17 protein-coding genes and 1 pseudogene are annotated in these 16,965 nt (G+C 43.6%); 8 read left to right on the top strand and 10 right to left on the bottom strand.

What is annotated here, in order from left to right; genetic code table 11:
- Window positions 1-148: 148 nt before the first annotated feature.
- The 6 genes and pseudogenes from ppc (at window position 149) to IQ234_RS21275 (ending at window position 8,875) form a co-directional block, all read left to right on the top strand.
- Window positions 149-3,205: a phosphoenolpyruvate carboxylase gene (gene ppc, locus IQ234_RS14810; protein ID WP_193957641.1), complete on the top strand. Its 3,057-nt coding sequence runs from the start codon at window positions 149-151 to the stop codon at window positions 3,203-3,205.
- A gap of 487 nt (window positions 3,206-3,692) precedes the next feature.
- Complete coding sequence (gene glyA / locus IQ234_RS14805; protein ID WP_193957640.1) at window positions 3,693-4,976, top strand: serine hydroxymethyltransferase; 1,284 nt, start codon at window positions 3,693-3,695, stop codon at window positions 4,974-4,976.
- 78 nt (window positions 4,977-5,054) lie between these two features.
- Window positions 5,055-6,119: a glycosyltransferase family 4 protein gene (locus tag IQ234_RS14800; RefSeq protein ID WP_185241199.1), complete on the top strand. Its 1,065-nt coding sequence runs from the start codon at window positions 5,055-5,057 to the stop codon at window positions 6,117-6,119.
- Window positions 6,120-6,608: 489 nt separating this feature from the next.
- Window positions 6,609-8,203, top strand: a pseudogene (locus IQ234_RS14795) (IS5 family transposase).
- Between the two features lie 30 nt (window positions 8,204-8,233).
- Window positions 8,234-8,515 carry a hypothetical protein gene (locus IQ234_RS21280; protein ID WP_228008564.1) on the top strand — a complete coding sequence of 94 codons (282 nt, stop codon included), beginning with the start codon at window positions 8,234-8,236 and terminating at the stop codon, window positions 8,513-8,515.
- Between the two features lie 84 nt (window positions 8,516-8,599).
- Window positions 8,600-8,875, top strand: coding sequence for a hypothetical protein (locus IQ234_RS21275; protein ID WP_228008563.1), 276 nt, complete (start codon window positions 8,600-8,602; stop codon window positions 8,873-8,875).
- A 172-nt stretch (window positions 8,876-9,047) separates the two neighbouring features.
- Here the strand turns inward: IQ234_RS21275 and IQ234_RS21270 are convergent, their stop codons facing one another.
- The 7 genes from IQ234_RS21270 to IQ234_RS21240 all read right to left on the bottom strand — a co-directional run bounded on the left by IQ234_RS21270 (window position 9,048) and on the right by IQ234_RS21240 (window position 11,943).
- A complete protein-coding gene (locus IQ234_RS21270) occupies window positions 9,048-9,377 on the bottom strand; it encodes a hypothetical protein (RefSeq protein ID WP_228008562.1) in 330 nt (109 codons plus the stop codon).
- A gap of 286 nt (window positions 9,378-9,663) precedes the next feature.
- Entirely contained in the window at window positions 9,664-10,005 is a 342-nt protein-coding gene (locus tag IQ234_RS21265; RefSeq protein ID WP_228008561.1) for a hypothetical protein, read from the bottom strand.
- A complete protein-coding gene (locus IQ234_RS21260) occupies window positions 9,971-10,519 on the bottom strand; it encodes a polyketide synthase dehydratase domain-containing protein (RefSeq protein ID WP_228008560.1) in 549 nt (182 codons plus the stop codon). Before IQ234_RS21260 ends, IQ234_RS21265 begins: the two co-directional genes overlap by 35 nt.
- 55 nt (window positions 10,520-10,574) lie before the next feature.
- Entirely contained in the window at window positions 10,575-10,805 is a 231-nt protein-coding gene (locus tag IQ234_RS21255) for a hypothetical protein (RefSeq protein ID WP_228008559.1), read from the bottom strand.
- 32 nt (window positions 10,806-10,837) lie between these two features.
- Window positions 10,838-11,089, bottom strand: coding sequence for a hypothetical protein (locus IQ234_RS21250; protein WP_322743462.1), 252 nt, complete (start codon window positions 11,087-11,089; stop codon window positions 10,838-10,840).
- Window positions 11,090-11,120: 31 nt separating this feature from the next.
- On the bottom strand, window positions 11,121-11,504 hold the full coding sequence (locus tag IQ234_RS21245) for a hypothetical protein (protein WP_228008557.1): 384 nt from the start codon (window positions 11,502-11,504) through the stop codon (window positions 11,121-11,123).
- Window positions 11,470-11,943 carry a hypothetical protein gene (locus IQ234_RS21240; protein WP_228008556.1) on the bottom strand — a complete coding sequence of 158 codons (474 nt, stop codon included), beginning with the start codon at window positions 11,941-11,943 and terminating at the stop codon, window positions 11,470-11,472. The genes IQ234_RS21245 and IQ234_RS21240 overlap by 35 nt, the downstream gene beginning before the upstream one ends.
- A 522-nt stretch (window positions 11,944-12,465) precedes the next feature.
- Between IQ234_RS21240 and IQ234_RS14775 the strand changes: the two genes are divergently transcribed.
- On the top strand, window positions 12,466-13,158 hold the full coding sequence (locus IQ234_RS14775) for a pirin family protein (RefSeq protein ID WP_193957639.1): 693 nt from the start codon (window positions 12,466-12,468) through the stop codon (window positions 13,156-13,158).
- Window positions 13,159-13,218: 60 nt separating this feature from the next.
- On the opposite strand, the gene IQ234_RS14770 is transcribed toward IQ234_RS14775, so the two are convergent.
- Window positions 13,219-13,461 carry a hypothetical protein gene (locus IQ234_RS14770; protein WP_110579164.1) on the bottom strand — a complete coding sequence of 81 codons (243 nt, stop codon included), beginning with the start codon at window positions 13,459-13,461 and terminating at the stop codon, window positions 13,219-13,221.
- 257 nt (window positions 13,462-13,718) lie between these two features.
- Between IQ234_RS14770 and IQ234_RS14765 the strand changes: the two genes are divergently transcribed.
- Window positions 13,719-14,195, top strand: coding sequence for a hypothetical protein (locus tag IQ234_RS14765; protein WP_193957638.1), 477 nt, complete (start codon window positions 13,719-13,721; stop codon window positions 14,193-14,195).
- A 63-nt stretch (window positions 14,196-14,258) separates the two neighbouring features.
- On the opposite strand, the gene crtB is transcribed toward IQ234_RS14765, so the two are convergent.
- Window positions 14,259-15,191, bottom strand: coding sequence for a 15-cis-phytoene synthase CrtB (gene crtB / locus IQ234_RS14760; protein ID WP_193957637.1), 933 nt, complete (start codon window positions 15,189-15,191; stop codon window positions 14,259-14,261).
- A 105-nt stretch (window positions 15,192-15,296) separates the two neighbouring features.
- Window positions 15,297-16,727 (bottom strand): 15-cis-phytoene desaturase, encoded by a 1,431-nt coding sequence (pds, locus tag IQ234_RS14755; RefSeq protein ID WP_193957636.1) that lies wholly within the window; start codon window positions 16,725-16,727, stop codon window positions 15,297-15,299.
- Window positions 16,728-16,965: the final 238 nt, after the last annotated feature.

Below are 16,965 nucleotides of genomic sequence, written 5' to 3'. Positions count from 1 at the left end.
GTGTAGGGAGAATAAATAAAATAATCTCCTGACTCCTGACTCCTGACTCCTGACTCCTGACTCCTGACTCCTGACGCCTGACTCCTGACTCCTAACTCCTGACTCCTGACTCCTGACTCCCATCTCCTTTTCACTTTTTACTGAAATTATGAGCGTCCTTGTCTCCTCGACCGAAACCGAACAGGATATTTTCCCCACTTCCAACCTGTTTCTGCAGCAAAGACTGAAATTAATCGAAGATTTATGGAAAGAAGTCTTGGTCTCCGAATGTGGTCAAGAATTAGTCGATTTACTGGAATTACTGCGCCATCTCTGTTCTGAGGAAGGACAAGTGACCGATGATAGTGCGGAGGCAACGATCGCCAAAATGATCGAAGACTTGGAACTAGGGGAAGCGATCAAAGTTACCCGCGCTTTTGCCCTCTATTTCCAGTTAATCAATATTATTGAACAACACTACGAACAAAGAGATCAGCAACTACTGCGACGGACGGTGATCGGGGAAGAAAACGAAAGTCCCAAGACAGATCCACCGCAGAAAAGCCTTTTAGCCACCATTGTCGGGGCCGATTGGCTAGAAAAAACCCTGAACGAGTCCGATCACTCCAGTCCAAAATCGGGACTATTTCACTGGTTATTTCCCTATCTCAAACAGGTTAACGTCCCCCCCCAAGAAATTCAGCGTCTTCTCGATCAATTAGATATTCGTCTGGTTTTTACGGCCCACCCCACGGAAATTGTCCGTCATACCATTCGCATCAAACAGCGCCGCATCTCGGGCATTCTCGAAAAACTCGACCAAGCAGAAGAAATCTTTCGCAGTATGGGGTTAACTAACTCCAGAGAAGCACAAACAGTCACCAAACAGTTAAAAGAAGAAATTCGTTTTTGGTGGCGAACAGATGAACTACATCAATTTAAACCCACCGTCGTCGATGAGGTGGATTATGCCCTGCACTACTTCGATGAAGTTCTCTTCGATTCCCTACCCCAGTTAACCCTGCGTCTGCAGCAAAGCCTACAATCCTCCTTTCCCCGTTTACAAGCGCCGAAAAATAACTTCTGTCGCTTTGGTTCTTGGGTTGGGGGGGATCGGGATGGCAATCCCTCCGTTACCCCCGAAGTCACCTGGAAAACCTGCTGTTATCAGCGCAATCTGGTTATTAAAAAATATCTCGATGCTATTCACGACCTGACCAGTATTTTAAGCGCCTCCCTGCACTGGTGTCACGTCTTGCCGGAGTTGCTGGACTCCCTGGACAGAGATAAACAGCAAATGCCCGAAATCTATAGCCAGTTAGCCATCCGCTACCGTCAGGAACCCTATCGCCTCAAATTGGCCTTTATTCAAAAACGTCTGGAAAATACGCGCGATCGCAATAATCGCCTTAATGACCCGGAAGAACGACAATTACTAACTAAACTCAACGAAACCAACATCTATCGCTCTGGTTCCGAGTTTTTAGCCGAATTACAGCTATTACAGCGCAGTCTCTTGCAAACAGGTCTTTCCTGTCAAGAACTGGATCAACTGATCGCCCAAGTGGAGATTTTTGGCTTTGTCCTGACTCAGTTAGATTTTCGGCAGGAATCCACCCGTCACGCCGAATGTATCGAAGAAATCGCCGCCTATCTCGGAGTTTTACCCAAACCCTACGGCAAATTAAGCGAATCAGAAAAAATCGCCTGGTTAGTGGCGGAATTAAAAACCCGTCGGCCCTTAATTCCCCGGGAAATGCCCTTTTCGGAAAGAACCTGCGAAACCATTGAAACCCTGCGAGTTTTAAGAAGTCTGCAAGGGGAATTTGGCCTGGAAATCTGCCAAACCTATATTATCAGCATGACCAACGAGGCCAGCGATGTGCTAGAAGTGCTATTATTAGCCCAAGAAGCCGGTTTATACGACCCCGCCACTAGCCGCAGTTCCCTCCGCATCGTTCCCCTCTTTGAAACCGTCGATGACCTCAAACACGCCCCCGGCATCATGCAGACTTTGTTTGAATTGCCCCTCTACCGGGCAGCCCTAGCCGGCGGTTACGACCATTTAGGGGCTTTAAACGGGGAGGAAGTGACCCCGGAACCGGCCATCCTCGAACCGGGTAATTTACAGGAGATTATGGTGGGTTACTCCGATAGTAATAAAGATTCCGGCTTTTTAAGCAGTAATTGGGAAATTCATAAGGCCCAGAAGGCTTTACAGAAAACCGCTAAACAATACGGCGTGGATCTACGTCTTTTTCATGGCCGGGGCGGTTCCGTCGGTCGCGGTGGTGGACCGGCCTACGCCGCTATCCTCGCCCAACCCCGGGGAACTATTAACGGTCGCATTAAAATCACCGAACAGGGCGAGGTTTTAGCCTCGAAATACTCTTTACCAGAATTGGCCTTGTATAACCTCGAAACGGCCGTAACGGCAGTTATACAGGCAAGTTTACTGGGCAGTGGTTTTGATGATCTTGAACCCTGGAATCGCATCATGGAGGAGTTGGCCACCCGTTCACGGCAAACCTATCGCAGTTTGATTTATGAAGAACCGGACTTTTTAGATTTCTTTCTGTCCGTGACTCCCATTCCTGAAATTAGTCTTTTACAGATTAGTTCCCGACCGGCCCGCCGGAAAAGTGGTCAACAGGATTTAAGTACCCTGCGGGCAATTCCCTGGGTATTTAGTTGGACGCAAACCCGTTTTCTTTTACCAGCTTGGTATGGTTTAGGGACAGCTTTACAGATGTTTCTCGATGATTCTCCTAACCGAAATTTGGAATTGTTACGCCATTTTTATCACAAGTGGCCTTTCTTCCAGATGGTGATTTCTAAGGCAGAAATGACTCTATCAAAGGTGGATCTACAGATGGCCTATCACTACGTCAGTGAACTTTCTAAACAGGAAGATCGAGAACGTTTTCAACGTCTGTTTGAAAGGATTAAAGAGGAATATAATCGCACTAGCGAGATTGTTCTCCAGATCACTGGCGAGAAACATTTATTAGATAATGATCCGAGTTTACAGCGCTCGGTGCAGTTACGCAACGGTTCGATCGTTCCCCTCGGTTTCCTACAGGTGTCTCTCCTGAAGCGTTTACGTCAATACAATAGTCAAGCTCAATCCGGTGTGATTCATTTCCGCTATTCTAAAGAGGAGTTATTAAGGGGCGCTTTAATGACGATTAATGGTATTGCCGCAGGGATGCGAAATACCGGTTGACTACAGATAATTAATGGTAGTTTTTGGGTGGTTATCTTGAAGGTAATCCACCCTATTTTTTAAATTTGTCAACTTTTTGTAGAACTTCTACTAAGCTGTTATTTTCAAAGGGAAAATCACCGTTAAAATTGGGCATTATACTAAATCCGTTGAGTAACGCACAGAAAACGGGTTTCTCCGAGAAACCCGTTTTCTACTCATGCACTCATGCAAAAAGGGGAATAAATAATCAGTCTTTAATAACCAGATTTAGTATTACTTCCGATTTTATTACTCAATCCCCACCGGGAAGGATTCTACTGGTTAATATTACTATTATCTATTGACTAAAAATGAAGATTTTACCGCTAACAGTTGACAATTGACGATCGATCCCGAAGAGAAGCAATTAAGCTCACCGGTGTGTCGGAAGATTAGAGATTGTGCCAAAATGGAGAAAGTGACCCAAGGATTACAGGTAAATTGTTAAAGAAAGGATCGAGTAACCGTGACTGATACCAACTTAGATATACTATCCCTGACGGATCCAGCGATCGCAGGGATTCTGCAAAAAGAACTGCAACGTCAAAGAGATCACCTAGAATTAATCGCTAGTGAAAACTTCACCTCCGCTGCCGTCATGGCCGCCCAAGGTTCGGTTTTAACCAACAAATACGCGGAAGGACTGCCCAAAAAACGCTACTATGGCGGTTGCGAATACATTGACGAAGCGGAACAATTAGCGATCGATCGGGTTAAAAGACTATTTGGGGCAAACCACGCTAACGTACAACCCCACTCCGGGGCCCAAGCTAATTTCGCCGTTTTTCTGACCCTCTTGCAGCCCAGCGATACGATTATGGGCATGGATCTCTCCCACGGTGGTCATCTTACCCACGGTTCCCCCGTTAACGTTTCTGGGAAATGGTTCCGAGTAGTACAGTATGGAGTAAGTCCCGACAGCGAACGCCTGGACTACAATCTCATCCTTGACATCGCCCGCAAGGAAAAACCCAAACTAATTATCTGCGGTTATTCTGCCTACTCGCGACAGATTGATTTCGAGAAATTCCGCGCCATCGCTGACGAAGTGGGGGCCTACTTGATGGCAGATATCGCCCATATTGCCGGTTTAGTGGCCACTGGTCATCATCCTAACCCCCTACCCCACTGTGATGTGGTCACTACCACCACTCACAAAACCCTGCGCGGTCCTAGGGGGGGGTTAATTATGACCAAAGACGAGGAATTAGGCAAAAAATTCGATAAATCCGTCTTCCCCGGTACCCAAGGCGGTCCCCTAGAACACGTGATTGCAGCGAAAGCGGTGGCTTTTGGGGAGGCCCTGAAACCGGAGTTTAAAATCTATTCGGGCCAAGTAATCGCTAATGCCCAAGCTTTGGCCGGTCAGTTGAAGGCTAGAGGGATTAAAATTGTCACTGATGGTACGGATAATCACTTGATGTTACTCGATTTAAGATCCGTGGGCATGACTGGAAAAGAGGCCGATCGCTTAGTGAGTACCATTAATATTACCGCTAATAAAAACACTGTTCCCTTCGATCCTGAGTCTCCTTTTGTTACCAGTGGTCTGCGCTTGGGTTCCCCGGCTATGACCACCAGAGGACTAGGAGAAACGGAATTTATCGAGATTGGCAACATTATCGCCGATATTCTCCTTAATCCCGGTGATGAAGCCCTGAGAACTGCTTGCCGTCAACGGGTAGCCAAACTCTGTGAAAGCTTCCCCCTCTATCCCCATCTCCATATTTCCGTCCCCGCCTTGGCCTAAAAAGAGAGATAATAAAAATTCATAATTGGCGATTGCCTGTCAGTGGCCAATTGTGAATTAAATCGCCCCCCAATTCCCATGTCCGGAGATTTATACTATCTAATTGCTTTTCTGATCGCCCATACCGTGGTACTTTGGAGTACGCCCCTCGTCAGAACCGTCGGACTGAAAAGCGGTTACGTCGATAAACCCAACGAAAGAAAAGTCCATGAAAGGCCTATGGTTCGATTGGGGGGAGTTTCGATTTTTGTCGGTGCTTTAACTGCCCTCCTGATCGTTTGGTGGTTGGGAGGGTTTGCTGGTTTAAACAGCGATCGAGAATGGGAAGTGTGGGGCGTAACCCTAGGCGGTTTGGGCTTTTTTCTCATCGGTCTAGCGGATGATCTTTTTAATCTTTCGCCCCTCAATCGTCTGGTAATGCAGTTTAGCGTCGCTTTTCTAGCTTGGCAAGCTGGGGTAAGGATCGATTTTCTCTCTATTCCCTTCGGCGATTTATTACAAATTCATTGGCTAAGTTTACCGATTACTCTCCTCTGGTTAGTGGGGATGGCTAATGCGATTAACTGGATTGACGGTTTAGATGGATTAGCGGCGGGGGTTTCCGGTATATCTGCCGTGGTCATTTTAATTGTAACTTTGGTGATGGGACAACCTGCGGCCGCTATTATCGCCGCCGCTTTAGCGGGTGGGGCCTTGGGTTTTCTGCGTTACAATTTTAACCCCGCTCAAATTTTTATGGGGGATGGTGGGGCCTATTTTATGGGTTTTACCCTGGCGGGTGTGGCGGTGATTGGATTGGCGAAAACTACTGCTGTGACTACTGTTGCCGTTACCGCCGTCCTATTACCCTATCTCATCCTCGCGGTTCCTCTCCTCGATATGTCCACGGTGATTATTTCCCGTCTCAAACGCGGAAAATCCCCTTTTGTGGCTGATAAACGTCATTTACACCACCGTTTACTGAAAGCAGGTATCTCTCACCGTCTGACAGTATTATTTATCTACGCCCTCACTCTCTGGGTGGGCAGTTTAGCCCTCGGTTTCTCCAATGTTCCCAGTGGTTGGGGTTTTGCCTTTGGTGCGACTCTCCTCCTCGGTTACGTCGGTTGGCAAGTCTGGCGCAATCGTGGCGGTGAACCGTAAGCCATCTTAAACTAGAAAAAAGATTAATAATTAGGGTTTGCTGAATAAATCTAAAAATCTGGCGTTGTCAAATTGAAAGATGATCCGAATCAGCTTGGAACTAAAATTACTTTGATAGCAAGGATTGCATTGCATCTTTCATATTCTGATCTGACAACGCCAAAAATCTTGTTGGATAAGATTTTTAGACTTTTTTCCCCTCAAAAAGTGCCAGCCATTGGGGTGATCGGAGGAAAAATTCAGGTACTTTTTCCCTAAAAATTAGGTAATTGACCACCTGAAAATCGATAAAACCCCACACCCCACACCCCACACCCGGCCCTCAGGAAAAGCTTTTTCAGCAAACCCTAATTAGAGAAGATGCAAGGGTGATGCAAGGGTTTTGAGCTATTCTAGCAGATTTAAGTGCATTTGGGAAGCTCTCAATCAAGCTAAAAGCCCTTTCCTGTAAGGTTTTTACCATTATTCAGCAAACCCTAATTAGTGCTAATGTACCGTAAAAGCGAGTTACCCTCAACCCCACCAGAAAACTTCGAGCTGCCCTTTGAGGGGAAATTATCCCAAGACAATCGTTGGGTAATTATGGCCAACCTCATTCCCTGGTCAGAATTTGAAGCGGAATACGCATCACTTTTTTCAGAAGAAATGGGCGCACCCGCCAAAACATTTAGGACAGCACTAGGAGCATTAATTATTAAAGAAAAATTAGGAACAAGCGATAGAGAAACGGTAGAACAAATCAAGGAAAATCCTTATTTACAATACTTCTTGGGGTTTTCAGCCTACAGCAATGAACCCCGGTTTGAAGCGTCAATGTTGGTTCACTTTCGAGAAAGAATCACTCTGGAACTAATTAATAAAGTGAATCGCTTTATGGTCAAAAATTCGAGAGAAATAAAAGAAGAAGAAAACACCGAAAAAAAGTTAGAGAGCGAAACCCAAAGTCAACCCGAAAATCGAGGTAAATTAATTTTAGATGCCAGTTGTGCGCCCGCAGATATTAGTTATCCTACGGATTTAAACCTGTTAAATCAAGGAAGAAAACAAACCGAAAAATTTATTGATATTCTCTATGAAACTTTAAAAGGAAAACTTGTTCAAAAAGCGAGAACCTATCGTCTCCTAGCCAGAAAAAGTTATTTAGAAGTAGCGAAAAAAAGAAAACCTACCGTCAAACAAAGACGAAAAGCCCTGAAAAAACAACTGCAATATCTGAAAAGAAATCTCGACCATATTCAACAACTTTTAGCAGAAGGAGCCTCTCTACAAAGCTTGAAAAAAAGAGAATATAAACTGTTATTAGTAGTCACAGAAGTTTATCGCCAACAACTCTGGATGTACCAAAATAATAAACAGAGTATTGAAGACAGAATTATCAGCTTAACTCAACATCTCGACTCTTCGGCGTAGCTCAGAGGCCACTTCGCTCGACGTTGACCCGTTCGGCTGAGCTCACGGCCGAAGCCTGAGCGAAGCCGAAGGGTCAACCCCACATCCGTCCGATAGTCAGAGGAAAAGCTGGAAAACCCTTAGAATTTGGGGCAAAATTCTCAGCAAGCTGTATAGATGGTTACATATTTTTAGACCGGATTAGTTGGGATAACTTTAATGAATCAGGAGATTTAAAAGCACAAATAGAAGCTTATTATGACTATACAGGATACGATCCAGAATCAGTTCATCTGGACAAAATTTATCGAACCAGAGAAAACCGAGCTTGGTGTAAAGAAAGGGGAATCAGAATCAGTGGTCCCCCATTAGGAAGACCAGCCAAAAATGTTAGTAAATAACAAAAGAAACAAGCTACCGATGATGAGAGGATTCGGAATTGTATAGAGGGCAAATTTAGACAGGGGAAAAGAAGATTTAGCTTAGGTAAAGTGATGGCTAAACTTCCTCATACTTCCTTTTCAGCGATTGCTATTACTTTTTTAGTCATGAATCTTTCTAACCTGTTGAGGCAGGTTTTTTGGGCTTTTTTATGTCTGAAATGGAAAAACAGCACTTTTTCTCGGTCAATGATTAGGATAAGTTATGACTTAAAAATTAATCAACAACTAAAGCTTATGCTTGTAGCTAAGTGAAATCATTGATTAAGAGACCTGTACTTTTCAATGACTTTTTCAGCAAACCCTATTTATAATTATCGAGCCTTTGACTTGTACCATAAACCCGTTATTAGTTTAGCTGTTTTAGGGGATGAAAGTAGGTCTTGGCGACCGGATTTTTATCAATATGGGTTAGGGGGAAGTCAAGTAAGAGTCGATTTTTTAATGGTCAAATTATGGGATTATCAATGGGAAGACTTAGAACAAAGTGAGAATATTTGGGCTATAATAGTCATGGCACACCTAAAAACTAAGGCCACCACTAATAACCTAAGGGAGCGTGAATAATGGAAGTGGAACTTAGTCAGAGGTTTATATCAAAGGGGATTAACCAAGTTTGAGATTATCAATCTAGGGAAATTCATTGATAAAATGATGACCTTACCCCTGCAACTTCAACTTAACTTTAAAACAAAACTCAGTCAATACGAGGAGGAAAACAAAATGCCTTTTTTAAGCACCATAGAAGAAATGGCTCTCGAAGAAGGAGCTAAATCAGGAGTTAAATTAACTAACCAAAAACATATTATTTTGGCTTTACAAAGTCGTTTTGGGGAGATTCCTAATTCCCTGATTGAAACGATTAACAAAATTGAGGATGTGTCTGTCTTAGAGAGTCTTTTTGTTCCCAGTATTACTATTAATTGATTGGAGAAATTTCAACAGCTAGTTAATGACTCTTTCTCATAATATGAGAAGGAGAGCAATCATGCCTTTTTTAAGAACTAGAGACAACTTTTCAGCACAATTAACTAGAAGAATAGGGTAAATACTCATTTACCCCCATTTTCCCAATATTTTCTTTGACTTTGGCTGAAATTTAAACTAATCTCCCCTCATTCATAGGTGGAAAATGATGATAATACATGGCAATCATCATGGGAATTAGAACCATTAAGTTATAGAAAAGATGCAGTTCTAACCGAGGAAAACAAATTTGTCCGATACTAATAGGAACACGAGAATGCCATAAGTTTTGACCAATAACAGCTTGTCCTAAGAGTAAAGCGTGTTCAAAATGATGATAGAATTGTAATCCTAAGACCAAATCCCACCAAAGACGAGCTTTTCCATGAAAAGAAAGCCGAAAAATGGCTAACCCTAATAATATAAAAAGAGCGTGTCCATAGTGTAGCCATTCCGAGCGCATTAACCAGGGTTTCCAGAGTCTTAATAACCCTAAACATTCCAGTCTCGGTTATCCTAAACCCCACAATTGATAAGCTTGAATAATATGTTCTGAGATGCGGGCAATAGTTACTATCATAAAGATTTGCATCCCCAATTTACGCCAGCGTCCATTCATCGCATAAACGAAAGAACGGATGATATTTGAAATCGGTTGAATAGGATTGCTTCAATTAAAAATTTGTCAAACTGTGGTCATTATTTAGTTCTCCTGTGGTTTAAAAAATGGTAAAACTAGATAATTTTTATCAAAAAACCTTTGATAGTTCTGTCTGAAGTAAGTCCGATTTTTCTGGAACTATTTGGACAAATATTGCCAAGATGAAAGCTGTCTTAGTTTCTCTGAAAGAAACAGGTAAAGTGATGATTAAATCCTTTCCTGAAGATAACCACAAAATAGGGGATAAAGGGGTTGATTGTTGCGAGAAAGACGATAAAGTTAACGGGATATCGAGACTCAAACCCGCTTTCTTAATACTTTCTTTAGCAGACCAAATGCGCGTCGCTGCAATATTTAAATCCTCATGATTCTCTTGACTAATTACCTGCGCTAAATTAAAGGAATTTTCCCCCAATAAATCCCACCACATCTGCACTAGGCATCACCTCCTTGATCTTTCGTTCTAAATAACAGGGTAAAAGGGCTGGAATCCAAGGATATTGAGGATTTCTGTGTTTAATCATCTTTAATTCCAATCCTTGCCACACTTCCAAGAGATTGCCATCGTCATCCAATACCTCAAAATCATAGACAAAGGTATCCCCTTGATGCAGTCTTTCTTTGGCTGAAACAAACTGATTTTCGCCTAAATTGACAGAATATACCGTTAAGCGTTCTATGCCAGTGGGTAAAATAGTGGCATGGGGAACACAAGCTTGTAAAGCATGGATAACGGCATCTCTTGCCCCTGCATCGCCTAAAATCAGGGATTGAGGTAAATAACGACTAAACCAAGCAGTTTTTTGCTCAATGTTAATTTCTGCAATACATTCGGTTGCTGTGAGATGAGAATAACCCTTAATTCGTTGAAATTTTGCTTTATGGAACAATAAATGACCATATATAGCAAAAAATGGGTTATTTAGGACGCTTTCAATTTTCAAACTCTTATCGGTCAAGGGTTTCAGCGATTGATTGTCCTAACCACCCCGATCTTTGCTATAATTCCGTATCTGGGTTAATTTGAGGGTTGTTTTTTCCTTCTTTAAGGGGGACAGGGGGAATCAATGGACGACAGTCTGGCACCCCCACAGAAGAATGGCTGATGATGGCTTCAAAATGATCGATACTAAACCCTGTATTGGCACAGCGAATAACGGCCTTAACCTTTCCAAAATCGGTGATTAAGGTAGCAATTTGTATCTTTAAGGGTTCATCGGCAGAAACCACGATCGGACGGTTAAATTTAACCGATTCAAACGTTAATCCTCACCCATAGGGATTGATTCTTGAGGAATTTGGGGATTATTTTTTCCTAATTCTTCTAAAGCTGCTGCTAGATACTGAATAGTTGCATTGGCATAATCTGTCGGTGAATGGGGAGGAGATAAATCTAACTGACGCGCTGCTTCGATCACTAATTGGCTGACACTGATAGAATTAAGGTGCAGATGCGCCAACAAGCGATGATGATTTTCAATGGTTTCTAGGGGTAACTCTGTTTTTTGTGCCACCAATTGACGAATAACTTCAATTTTTGAGGTTTCAGATTTGAGGTTTCAGGTTTGAGGTTTCAGGTTTCAGGTTTTGGCTATGATTAGGTAATAAAAGATCAATATTCTCTACTTTTGCCTGTTGACTTTTGCCTTTTGCCTTGATCTCACATGGATTGGCAATAAAATGGGGTTGATAGTCTAAATTAAAGGGACGACTAAATCTATCTTCAAATAACCCTTGATAGTTAACCTTGACATCATTAACAAACATCACTGCAACTGTTTTCAATAACCCTTGTAAAGACTCACTACTGCTATCGAGAGAAATTACGGGAATATCCGTTATATCTGCCACTAAACGGCTTAATATGGAACCGGAACCCACTTCAATGAATAAATCAACCTCTTTCTCTGCTGACTTGACTGCATCCATGAAACGCACAGGTGAGGTGATTTGTTCTAACAAAAGCGAGCGCCAGTCGGTATTTAATGGCAGTTTTTCGCCCGTTACGGTAGAAATAACCGTTTTTTGCAGGGAATTTAAGGGATAAGTTTGTAAATAAACTTTTAACCGTTTCTGCATCGGCGTTAATGCTGGCTATTTTACCTGTTGGGTGGCCCAGTTGTGCCATTGCTTGACCGCAAATTTTAGCTAGATTAATTAATTGAATGTTATCGTAAGCATTTGCCCAAAATAAAGCTGATAACTCCCATAAACTGTGTTTTATAGCTAAATCTGCTTTAATATTTAAGTTTTCTAAGAGTTGTAACCCCGCTAGGCAAGCCGTAATGATCGCCGGTTGAGCAATATTCATCACCGTGTTATCCTTACCCTTGGCTAACTGAGCCTTGTCATATAATTGTTTAATCACAGGAAAACGTCTTTCCCAGAGTCCCCCATGAAGATAAACCGGTGCAGCTTGTCCTGGAAAGAGAAAACCTATTCCACTCCTGGTAACTGAGTATTAATACTCGGTATCTCCTCTGGTTTTGGCGAGCGCAAGAGTAAACCTTGACCGAACCTTTTAGGTATTTAGGGTCTGCTGAAAAAGTTTTTCCTGGGGGTAGGAGTCAGTAGCCGGTCGTCAGTAGCCGGTCGTTTCAGGCTTTGTTGCCCTTGTTTTTTGTACCAAGCGATGTACTACAAGAAGGATAATGCAAGGTTTTTGAAAGTCCCAATCCTATTTTCTTGCACTAACATCGGACTTTAACAGGTCAAAAGCCTTATTTTAAAAGGGTTTTACCATTATTCAGCAAGCCCTATTTATACTCAATCCTTGATTAGTTGGTGATCGCCTTTTTCCCAAAAAACGTAATCTTTTTATACTACATCTTGAAGTGCGGAATGTGGGTTTTATAGACTAGGAATATAGAGATAAAAAAGAGGAAAACCGATGATTACTATACGCAAAGCTGAGGAAAGAGGCCACGCTAACTATGGTTGGTTAGATACCTATCATACTTTTTCTTTTGCCCAATATTATGATCCCCAACAGATTAATTTTAGGAGTCTCAGAGTTATTAATGAGGATAAAGTCCTTGGAGGGAAAGGATTTCACACCCACGGACACCACGATATGGAGATTTTAACCTATGTTTTGGCGGGAGAACTAGAACACCAAGACAGTCTCGGCACGGGTTCCGTGATTCGACACGGTGAAATTCAACGGATGAGCGCAGGAACAGGGATAAAACACAGTGAATTTAATCATTCTGCCACTAATCCCCTCCATCTTCTACAAATTTGGATTATTCCCGACCAAAAAAATCTAGAACCCAGTTATGAACAAAAAGCGATCGCATTTTCTCCCGATACCCTACAATTAATCGCCTCCCCCACGGGTACTGGTAATGCGGTTAAAGTCCATCAAGACGTTAATCTCTACGCGGGAATTCTGCCCCTAGGCCAGTCCCTGACTCATTCCTTAGCTCCCAGTCGTTATGGCTGGTTACAAGTGGCTAGAGGGCAAATAAACCTAAATAGCGTGCATTTACAAGCGGGGGATGGAGCGGCAATTAGCGAGGAAACTTCCTTGGCTATTCAATCCCTAGAAGACTCGGAAATTTTGCTTTTTGACCTAGGGTAGTGGGGTTGAGTGTTAGGAACCCTAGGGGCGAAGTTTTGCCGCCAATTCCCTGGTTGACTTTCAGCCATCAATACTGTCCACCACGCTGAGAAAATCGTTATGGATTAACTCGGCGATAAAATTCTCCGGATCAGTAATAGGAACAGTAACGCCTTGGCTGGCTACCATCTGTGCAGCCAGCCGAGTCATGAATTCCTGTCTTGTTTCCGTCATTCTACCCTGACATTGTTGTAATTTTTCCACCAATTCCAGTGGGGAATCGGCCACCAGTTTATTTCCCTCGCGGGTGACATAAATTGTCATCTTTCCTACCTCCTAAATGATTGGGAACGAGAATTCGGCACTACTAAACCACTTCTTTTCTCGCTATCATTATTGCCAGTTAGTTAGTCCGGGCCTCGTCCGTCTTTCCCTGTTTCCATTATTTTTTCTGGCTCGTCGCTGGGTAATTATTATTATCGCCAAAATAAAAGGATAAATTTGTCAATCTTTGTAACGAAAAATCAAGAAAAACTGTTCTCACCGTATCGCCCCGAACCTTTGCGGAGAAATTTGTTACAATGAATACAAGGGGACTCCCTGAGCCAGCTCCCATCCCTAGTAAAAAATTGCCGAGGTGGGGAGCGGAAGCCAATAGTTCCGATCGGGGCGGCATTTGTCAGAGTTTCCCGCTTCCTTTAGTTTTAGGGGGAAAAGCCATGAAATCTGCCACATTATTATCGCCCGATCGACCGCTGCCAGAATTTCTCCGGTCAGCTATCCGAGAACGTTTTCCGGGGAAAGCGATCGATGATCTCAGCATCCGCTACTATGAAAGCGTCGAGGATGTGGGATACGAGTATTTTAACGATCGGGTGTTGCCGGCCTGTAGTGATGAGCCTGTTGTCCGCTATCTCGGCCCATTTATATCCTACGTCCGTCTAGGAGAGGCCCTGGTTTTGGATCGGCCAGATGGTCTTGTGGTTTACGAAACCGATCGAGATGTTCCCTGCACGGAAACCGGACCTTTCTGGTTGGTGACTCCTAAATCGCTCTGAAAAAGCCAAACCTAAGTAAGACTCGACGGGTGGAGTCGCCAAGCGACAAAACCCGTCGCATTTTTATAAGGCTTGCGATCGCAACCAAGCCACGGGTAAATAGAGCATTTTCTTGGCTAAAGGCACGAAGGCACGACGGGCGAAGACATCGTAGTTATTTGCTTCAATTACGTCTAAAATGCCTTGATAAAGCAGTAAAGCCGCCCAAACCGGCCAACGGGAATCGGGATTAAGGGCGCGAATCCCCCTTTCGGCAGAATCATAGTAATAACGGGCCCGCTCAATTTGGAAGCGCATTAACCCCTTCCAACGGTCATCATTAATCCCTTTGAGTAAATCGTCTTCGCTGTAGTTAAAACGCTCTAAATCCTCTAAAGGCAGATAAATCCGCCCACGATGGACATCTTCCCCCACATCCCGCAAAATATTGGTTAATTGATTGGCAATACCGAGATCGATCGCTTCTTCTTGGGGAATATAGACGCTTTGATTGCGTCGCCAAGGAGCCGAGCGATCGCCATGTTCCAATCCTAACACCGCGCTGGACATTAACCCCACCGTTCCCGCCACCCGATAGCAGTACAGTTTTAGTTCATCAAAGGTTTGATAACGACTGCGATAGAGGTCCATCTGTTGCCCGGCGATCATATCCCGAAAGGGTTGGATATCCATGGGGAACTTTTCTAGAGTATCCACGAGAGCGACATCGGCATCCTCAAGGGCAACCCCAGAAAAGACAGTTTCTAGCTGTTTTTCCCATAAATCAAGGGTTTCAGGGGTAGTTAACCGGGCTTGGGGGCCATCGACCAGTTCATCGGTACGACGACACCAGACATAAATTGCCCAGATCGCTTGACGTTTTGCCTTCGGCATCAGGAGAGTACCGAGATAAAACGTTTTGGAATACTTCTCTGTAATCCGGCGACAGAGTTCGTAGGACTCCGCAAGGGAGACGAGGGGTTTGGTGGGGTGGGTCGGTTTTGGCAATTGGAGCATTCTGCTGGGGCGGAATGATTGACTTAGATTAACGGCGAACTGTGGCTAATGATATAGCATTGTCTCACTCAAGGCCATTTTCGTCATTAGTCCCTAGCCAGAGAATTAACGAGCGCTGGACACTGGTGTGGATTGGGTTTTGTTCGGGTTTAGCGGTGCCGTGGGGTGATCTTTGCTGATCACTGCTGCCGCTAATTTCCCCGATAAAACCGCTCCTTCCATGCTTCCTAAATATTTTTGCATGGTATAGTCACCGGCGAGATAAAAATTCTCGATCGGAGTTTTCTGAGAAGGTCGATAAGCTTGCCGGCCGGGGGTGGCTTTATAAACTGATCGGGGAGTTTTCACCAGATGATATTTTAACAATTGACTGGGATTATCGCCAGTAAAATGTTGGGGAAAGAGTTTTTCTAATTCTTTCATCGTCGCAGCGATAATTTCTTCATCGGATTTGCTAATCCAATCCTGAGCAGGAGCGAGAACTAATTCTAACATCGAGCGATCGGGGTTAGCGTATTCTTTACAGGTGTTGCTCATGTCAGCATAAACACTGAGTAAAGGCGAACGGGAGAATAATAAATGATCGATGTCGGTTAGTTTGCGATCAAACCAGAGGTGTAAATTAATAACGGGAACCCCTTCTAATCCTTCTAATTTTTGAAAGAATTTATCTTCTTGCCAAATTTTAGGCAGTAAAACTTTTAGAGGATCTACAGGCATCGCAGACACATAAAGATCGGCTTCAAAAAGATAATCTTTCCCACCGTCTAAACCGCGCATTAAGAAGGCTTTAACTGTGCCATCTTCATTTAAGATAATCTCTTTTAAAGGGGCATTTAAGCGCACTTCGCCACCTCTAGCGGTGATGTAATCGACTAAAGGTTGGCAGAGTCTTTCCGTGGGTGAACCGTCGAGAAAGGCCATTTTTGAGCCGTTTTTCTCCTGTAAAAAGCGGTTGAGGGCTGTTAGTAGAATCGTGGCGGAAATCTCGTTAGGATCGATAAAGTTTAGGGCTTTCGACATAGCGATAAACACTTCTTTTTCTACCCTAGGAGGGATGTTTTGTTTCTCTAACCATTCCGACCAAGAGTATTTATCCATCTCCTCGACGTAACTTTGTCCTTTAATAATGGCAGGGAGTAAACCGAGTCCAAATTTAATTTTTTCCTCCCAAGTTAACATATCATTATTGCGAAGAATGGCAATAATACCGTTAATTGGGGCGGGAATATCCGGGAAGTCAAACCGCGAATAGGTCCCCGGTTTTTCCGGCTGATTGAAGATCATCGAGTGTTCTTTCCACTGTAAACGATCTTCTATGCCCAATTCTTTGAATAATTGCAGCATATTGGGATAAGCACCGAAAAAGATGTGTAAACCGGTTTCGTACCAGTCGCCATCGGCATCTTTCCAAGCGGCAATTTTTCCCCCTAATACATCGCGACGTTCCAGTACGATGGGCGTATGTCCCGCATCGACAAGGTATTTCGCACAAGATAATCCGGCTAGTCCCGCACCAGCGATCGCAACTCGCATCGTTTCCTATCTACTCTCTAATGTCTTGTCTTTATCACATTCGCTATTATACTTCACATTTCGTTACATTTTTTTTCAGATTATCGAGAAGGCGGTCGGCAGGTGGCAAAAGGCAAAAGACAGGAGGTGATAGGGTGATAGGGTTTGGGGGTGATAGGGTGATAGGGTTTTGGGGTTTTGGGGTGATAGGGTGATGAGACAACTTCCCCAGTTCCCCACTTCCCCACTTCCCCAGTTC

The sequence above is a fragment of the Microcystis aeruginosa LEGE 91341 genome (assembly GCF_015206885.1).
Classification (GTDB): domain Bacteria; phylum Cyanobacteriota; class Cyanobacteriia; order Cyanobacteriales; family Microcystaceae; genus Microcystis; species Microcystis aeruginosa_H.
The sequence above is the reverse complement of the archived record's forward strand: the minus strand, read 5'-3'. Positions and strand labels throughout refer to the sequence as shown.

Excerpts from the sequence above, each read along its gene's own strand:
- pds (WP_193957636.1), bottom strand. The coding sequence starts at position 16,727 with ATGCGAGTTGCGATCGCTGGTGCGGGACTAGCCGGATTATCTTGTGCG.
- IQ234_RS14775 (WP_193957639.1), top strand. The coding sequence starts at position 12,466 with ATGATTACTATACGCAAAGCTGAGGAAAGAGGCCACGCTAACTATGGT.
- IQ234_RS21245 (WP_228008557.1), bottom strand. The coding sequence starts at position 11,504 with ATGGATGCAGTCAAGTCAGCAGAGAAAGAGGTTGATTTATTCATTGAA.
- ppc (WP_193957641.1), top strand. The coding sequence starts at position 149 with ATGAGCGTCCTTGTCTCCTCGACCGAAACCGAACAGGATATTTTCCCC.
- IQ234_RS14800 (WP_185241199.1), top strand. The coding sequence starts at position 5,055 with ATGTCCGGAGATTTATACTATCTAATTGCTTTTCTGATCGCCCATACC.
- crtB (WP_193957637.1), bottom strand. The coding sequence starts at position 15,191 with ATGCTCCAATTGCCAAAACCGACCCACCCCACCAAACCCCTCGTCTCC.
- IQ234_RS21265 (WP_228008561.1), bottom strand. The coding sequence starts at position 10,005 with ATGTGGTGGGATTTATTGGGGGAAAATTCCTTTAATTTAGCGCAGGTA.
- IQ234_RS21280 (WP_228008564.1), top strand. The coding sequence starts at position 8,234 with ATGACTTTTTCAGCAAACCCTATTTATAATTATCGAGCCTTTGACTTG.
- IQ234_RS14770 (WP_110579164.1), bottom strand. The coding sequence starts at position 13,461 with ATGACAATTTATGTCACCCGCGAGGGAAATAAACTGGTGGCCGATTCC.
- IQ234_RS21270 (WP_228008562.1), bottom strand. The coding sequence starts at position 9,377 with ATGCGCTCGGAATGGCTACACTATGGACACGCTCTTTTTATATTATTA.
- IQ234_RS21275 (WP_228008563.1), top strand. The coding sequence starts at position 8,600 with ATGATGACCTTACCCCTGCAACTTCAACTTAACTTTAAAACAAAACTC.
- IQ234_RS14765 (WP_193957638.1), top strand. The coding sequence starts at position 13,719 with ATGAATACAAGGGGACTCCCTGAGCCAGCTCCCATCCCTAGTAAAAAA.